The organism is Flavobacterium sp. (assembly GCF_031363805.1).
Classification (GTDB): Bacteria; Bacteroidota; Bacteroidia; order Flavobacteriales; family Flavobacteriaceae; genus Flavobacterium.
In genome coordinates this window covers 1-2,807 of sequence record NZ_JANLVD010000014.1, presented here as the reverse complement: position 1 = coordinate 2,807, position 2,807 = coordinate 1, and the positions used below count along the sequence as shown (strand labels likewise).

Annotated in this window: 3 protein-coding genes; all 3 read right to left on the bottom strand. The window is 30.8% G+C overall.

Annotated elements, in window-relative coordinates:
* Positions 1 to 198: 198 nt before the first annotated feature.
* The gene (bioB, locus tag RMN92_RS00800) at positions 199 to 1,284 is read right to left on the bottom strand and encodes a biotin synthase BioB (protein WP_309607560.1); all 1,086 of its coding nucleotides are present in this window, start codon (positions 1,282 to 1,284) and stop codon (positions 199 to 201) included.
* Between the two features lie 133 nt (positions 1,285 to 1,417).
* Positions 1,418 to 1,861, bottom strand: a complete 444-nt coding sequence (locus RMN92_RS00795) for a hypothetical protein (protein ID WP_309607559.1) — start codon at positions 1,859 to 1,861, stop codon at positions 1,418 to 1,420.
* Between the two features lie 103 nt (positions 1,862 to 1,964).
* On the bottom strand, positions 1,965 to 2,807 hold an 843-nt coding region (locus tag RMN92_RS00790; protein WP_309607558.1), incomplete at its 5' end, for a bifunctional riboflavin kinase/FAD synthetase.

Below are 2,807 nucleotides of genomic sequence, written 5' to 3'. Positions count from 1 at the left end.
GAAAAATGTTCGCTAAAAGCAATATAAATGAAATGAATTTTTCGGTTTCTACAGTAAAAGCTAAAAATCAAGTAGTTTTGGTAACAATAGTGTTACAAATTGGTCTGTCAATCGTTCGAAAGGTAATTTTTTGATTTGACTTCATAAAAAAACCACCTGTTTTGAACAGATGGTTTGTATGGTGAATGGAGTCTAAATTTATTTTTCTTTGCCTGATGCTTCAAGATTTCGTTCAATTGTATGCCCTGGTCTTGACCATTTTGGTTTTTCACCTAGTGGGGCAAATTGAGAGTCTTCAGCTTCAACGGTCTGTGGTTGAGAGACTTTTGTGAAAGGTTTTTGTGGATTCAAACCTAACATTTCAAACATTTTCATGTCTTCATTTACATCAGGATTTGGTGTAGTCAGCAATTTATCGCCCGCAAAAATCGAGTTCGCACCAGCAAAGAAACACATGGCTTGGCCTTCGCGACTCATATTCATTCTACCAGCAGAAAGTCTAACTTGAGTTTCTGGCATGATAATTCTTGTAGTGGCTACCATACGAATCATTTCCCAAATTTCAACTGGCTTTTCTTCTTCCATTGGTGTACCTTCAACTGCTACAAGAGCATTAATTGGAACAGATTCTGGCTGCGGATTTAATGTAGACAATGCAACCAGCATTCCTGCTCTATCTGCTACACTCTCTCCCATTCCTATAATACCACCGCTGCAAACTGTGACATTGGTTTTACGTACATTTTCGATAGTTTTAATTCTATCTTCAAAACCTCTGGTCGAAATAACTTCTTTATAATATTCTTCAGATGTATCTAAATTGTGATTGTAGGCGTACAAACCAGCTTCTGCCAATCGATTGGCTTGATTTTCGGTAATCATACCAAGCGTACAACAAACTTCCATATCCAGCTTGTTGATAGTACGAACCATTTCCAAAACTTGGTCAAATTCAGGGCCATCTTTAACGTTTCTCCAAGCCGCTCCCATACAAACTCTAGAGGAACCAGATGATTTTGCTCTCAAAGCTTGAGCTTTTACTTGTTGTACACTCATTAAATCATTGCCTTCAATATCTGTATGATATCTTGCGGCTTGCGGGCAATAGCCACAATCTTCTGGGCAACCACCAGTTTTTATGGATAATAATGTTGAAACTTGAACCACATTTGGATCATGATGTTCCCGGTGTATTGATGCTGCTTCGTAAAGCAAATCCATTAGAGGTTTATTATAAATAGAAATTATTTCTTCTCTGGTCCAGTTATTTCTTGTAATACTCATATTCCATATTATTTTGTTTCAAAAGTAGCAATTTCGTTTTAAATATTATAACCATACTTGTTCAAACTGAAAAAACTTCTAATAAATTATTTTATTAGAAGTTTTTTCAAAGATTAAGCTTAAATTTCTGGGTTTAAAAATTCTCAACAGTTCTATCTTTATAATATTGCATCAATGTAAATGTAATAATTATGGATGATGCAATTCCTTCAAACAATAGTCCAATACAATATTGATTCATGGATGGCGAACCACCCCCAAATAAAAAATTAGCAGATAATTTTGATAAATAAGCATCGCCTCCTTTCATTGAAATATATACCATGAGTCCTGCAACGCTCAAAATTACACCTATGAGTGAAGTGAGTGTTCCAGAAATTAAATTTTCCAAATACTCCGTTTTCCCTTCCTGATAATTTGATTTTATTGTTTTTTGCAAAAAGTATATTACAATAAATATGTTTAATATTCTAAGATAGAATACATCTGATAAACCAAGAAGCTCCATCATTAAAAAATAAATTCCTATGGAAATAAAAATTAAAAAACCATTGTTAAATTCTTTTGAAATACTCATAACTTTATATATTAAATTAATAAAATTGGGAAATATTTAAACGTATTATATTCAAAGCTAAGTAATTAATTTATGATAAAAAAATATTTAACAATTTTTAAAACTAATTATTAAAATAATTTTTTGCTTTAATTGCATCTAATTTTATTTGATTTTTTAACTGCTCTATGTCATTGAATTTTATTTCAGATCTTACAAATTCCAAAACAGAAACCGTTATTTCTTGATTATAAATATCTTGATCAAAATCGAAAATATTAACTTCAATAGAAATATTTTTTCCATCAATAGTAGGTTTTAATCCAATGTTCATAATTCCTTTGAAACTTTTCTCATTAAAAAGCACTTCAACAATGTAAACTCCGTTTTTCGGAATAATTTTATGTTCACTTTCAATATATAGATTTGCGGTTGGAAAACCTATTTGTCTTCCTAATTGGTTTCCTTTTATGACTTTTCCCGAAAACAAATAATTGTAGCCTAAATATTGGTTTGCTAATGATATATTACCATCAAGTATTGCATTTCTTATTTTGGTTGAACTTACAGAAATTTCATCTATTTCTTTGGCAGAAATTTGCTCTACATCAAAATGATACTTTTTACCAAAATAAATTAAGTCGTGTATATCAGAAGATCGATTTTTTCCAAAACGATGATCATATCCAATAATTATTTTTTGAATATTTAGTTTATCAACAAGAATTTTTTTTACAAAATCCTCTCCTGATAATTCATAAAATTCAGAATCAAAAGGATGAATTATCAAATTATCTATTCCTTTTTTTTCAAGTAAAGAAATTTTTTCTTCATTGGTGTTTAGCAATTTTATTTTGTCGTCTGCATGCAAAACTGTTCTAGGATGTTGAGAAAAGGTGAGAACAACCGTTTCTAAATCATCGTTAGAAACGCTATTTAAAAGGCGGTTTATAATTTTTTGATGTCC